Below are 3,086 nucleotides of genomic sequence, written 5' to 3'. Positions count from 1 at the left end.
ACAAAGGTTGATGCAGCCATTGCCAAAGCAAACGCTTTGAAGAAGGATGACTACAAGGATTTCTCCGGTGTGGAAACTGCTGTCAAAGCTGTTGTCCGTGGTAAAAATATTACGGAGCAATCTGAAGTAGACAAGATGGCAAAGGCTATCGAAGATGCGATTGCTGCTCTTGAGAAAAAACCTGCCAGTACCAAACTGGGAACATCCGATAAGAGTCCACAGACCGGCGATTCCAGCAACCTTGCACTGTGTATTGCCCTGTTGTTCATCAGCGGCGGGGTAGCCATTGGCACAACGGTTGTAAGCAGGAAGAAAAAGTACGACAGATAATTGAATAGCGTTCCCTTGCTCCATCTTCCGAGCAAGACAAAAGCGTCGTAGCAATACGGCGCTTTTTTGTTACCCGGAAGTGACAAACAGCGGCTTTTGAATGGTTGACGGTAAAGGATACCGCCGCTAAACAAAGCCGTTCATATCGAAGGAAAACGCCCAAAATCGCCCCGAAACTATACAGCAGGAACTCAAAGCTCGAAGGCTTCAACAACAAGACCAAGGTCGCTAAACGAATCGGCTACGGTTACCGTGATGATGACTTCTTCTTTACCTTGATTCGCTATCTTTCTATTCCTTCTGTCCGTTCACCATCCCACAAAAAATCGTGATGAACCGGTTTTTTCCTGTGATAAAAAGAAATATGACGTTCTTGAACCAGAGTTTGCTATTGTTCAAGAGATGAGTGAAACCGGATAAGGACAAAACTTCAAAACATACTGTTTAGTGACAGCAGGATGGATTTTGAAGTAAAAATCTTTATTTGGAGGAACACACAATGGAGAAATTCATCACAGACCAGCGGACAGGCTTGTAGTACGAGCTTGTTGGGGGACTACTATCTGATTGCCGGAGAGGACGAGCCGGAGAGCAGACCAATTGGGATATGGGAAAAGCGGCATTTGCTGTATCTGAAACAGCACCGCAAGGTACTCTATTCCGAACTGTTGATAAGCGGCAAGCTGAACGATTACCTTGCCGACATAATCGAACAAGCAGAGAAAATGTTCTCTCGTCTGGTAAAACAACTTGCCGAAAAGGAAGGTGTAACGGAAGCACTCAAAGCAGAAAACCAAATGCTGTGGGTGCAGAAGATGAATAGCATCCGCAATGCTGCTATGGAGGTTGTTTCAAGCGAACTGATTTACGCATAACAAACAATCGGAAAGGCTGCTGTCAAGCGACGGTGGCTTTTCTTTTTCGGAAAGTAATCAAGAAGTCATAAAGTTACGTGAGTAATGGAAGAAGGCAGCGTTTACGAAAATGCCACAATTCAACGCGGAAAAGCATCAAATACCACTTGTTTTTTCTTTCTCAATATGATATTATTAGTACGGATACTAAAACTTTTATAGAGAGGTGATTTATTTGCGAAGAAGCAGCGGAGAAACAAAGAAAAAAATCCTAACCGCATGCGTTCGCCTTTTTTTGGAGCAGGGGTATAAAAACACCTCTGTCAGTCAGATTGTTGACGAAGCGGGCGTTGCAAGAGGAAGCTATTTGAATCTGTTTCCCACCAAGGATAAAATTTTGCTGGACTTAACCGAGACGATGTTCGGCGGTCAGTTCGGTGTGGCAAGGAGCATTGCGGGCAGCAAGCTGCCGTCGGTGTATGCCTATGCGGTGGATACGGCGATCCAGCTCACCCTCACCGAGCTGAACGAGAATCTGCGGGAAATTTATATCGAAGCCTATACCGCCCCGGATACGGCGGAATATATCTATGTGCATACCACGGCGGAATTAAAAGAGATTTTCGGCGGGAATTTCCCCGATTACACCGACAGCGATTTTTATGAAATGGACATCGGCACGGCGGGGCTGATGCGCAGCTATATGGCACGTAAATGTGACATCCATTTCCCGCTGGAGCGAAAAATCAGCCGCTTTCTCACGGCGGAACTGAGAGTGTACAAGGTGCCGGAGGAGGAGCAGGCCAAAGTGCTTGCCTTTATTCAGACACTGGATATCAAGGCTATTGCCACAGAGGTTATGTATAAGCTATTTGCCATGCTGGAAATGAAATACGATTTTAAGCTGTCGATGGACGGAGAAACGGAGGTAACAAGATGAGAAAACGAATTTTAAGCATTTTGCTCACCCTGTGTATGGTACTGAGCATCGCCCCTGCGACAGTGTTTGCCGAGGACAGCGTGGTAACAGAAGTCAGCACCGCAGAGGACCTGACTACGGCTATTGAGAATTCTGCTGTCAGCACCGTCAAGCTCACGGCGGACATTAACATCAGCAATTCCCTGACCGTCAACCGCACCGTGACGCTGGACTTAAACGGTCATGTGCTCAAATACGAGAGCGCAAACAAGGGCAGCGTGATTGTGGTCGAGAACGGCGGGCAGCTGACTATCGAGGACAGCAATACGAGTAATCTCTCGCACAAATTCAATCCGAATGGCAAACTGTGGGTGCTGGACGAGGCAAGCGGCACAGAGACCGTCACCGGCGGCGTCATCACCGGCGGCACGGGAACGGACATCTCAACGTTCGGCGGAACGACGTGGTATTGCGGCGGCGGCGCGCTGATTAAAAACGGCGGCAGCCTGACCATGAGGGGCGGCAATATTATCGGCTGTTCTGCGGAGTGCGGCGGCGGTGTATGTATTGATTCGGAACAGGGTCAGTTCTCTATGTCCGGCGGCAGCATCGCCGGATGCGTCGCCTCCGACATCGGCGGCGGTGTTTTTGCTTCCGGCACGTTCAAAATGTCAGGTCCGGCGGTCATTCGCAGCTGCACCGCCGAAAGCGCGACCCAATTTGTTTGCGGCGGCGGCGTATATGTCAACGTCAGCAGCAGCTTTGAAATGTCTGATACGGCAATAATCGAAGGCTGTCAGGCAATCTCCACCTCTTCCAATTCTTCCAACGGCGGCGGCGTATATGTCAGCAGCAGCAGCAGCTTTGTGATGTCTAATGAGGCAAAAATCGAAAACTGTCAGGCAATGAGAGTTTATCATATTTTTGATAGAGTAACAGGGGGAATATGATATAATAAAATCAATATTCCAATGGAGGAAACC

The 3,086-nt window shown here is 48.2% G+C and carries 5 protein-coding genes; all 5 read left to right on the top strand.

The window, feature by feature from the left end; all coding sequences use genetic code 11:
- Positions 1-330: hypothetical protein (locus WMO18_RS10735; RefSeq protein WP_367286599.1), on the top strand; the 330-nt coding region annotated here is incomplete at its 5' end.
- A 104-nt stretch (positions 331-434) separates the two neighbouring features.
- Positions 435-662: a transposase gene (locus WMO18_RS10980; RefSeq protein WP_211148261.1), complete on the top strand. Its 228-nt coding sequence runs from the start codon at positions 435-437 to the stop codon at positions 660-662.
- Positions 663-788: 126 nt separating this feature from the next.
- Positions 789-1,205 carry a TnpV protein gene (locus WMO18_RS10730; protein WP_211148260.1) on the top strand — a complete coding sequence of 139 codons (417 nt, stop codon included), beginning with the start codon at positions 789-791 and terminating at the stop codon, positions 1,203-1,205.
- Positions 1,206-1,419: 214 nt separating this feature from the next.
- On the top strand, positions 1,420-2,124 hold the full coding sequence (locus WMO18_RS10725; protein WP_248004737.1) for a TetR/AcrR family transcriptional regulator: 705 nt from the start codon (positions 1,420-1,422) through the stop codon (positions 2,122-2,124).
- Positions 2,121-3,053 carry a pectate lyase-like adhesive domain-containing protein gene (locus tag WMO18_RS10720; RefSeq protein ID WP_367286598.1) on the top strand — a complete coding sequence of 311 codons (933 nt, stop codon included), beginning with the start codon at positions 2,121-2,123 and terminating at the stop codon, positions 3,051-3,053. Before WMO18_RS10725 ends, WMO18_RS10720 begins: the two co-directional genes overlap by 4 nt.
- Positions 3,054-3,086: the final 33 nt, after the last annotated feature.

It is taken from the genome of Ruminococcoides intestinihominis (assembly GCF_040096285.1).
GTDB lineage: Bacteria > Bacillota > Clostridia > Oscillospirales > Acutalibacteraceae > Ruminococcoides > Ruminococcoides intestinihominis.
This window is presented reverse-complemented; position numbering and strand designations above follow the sequence as displayed.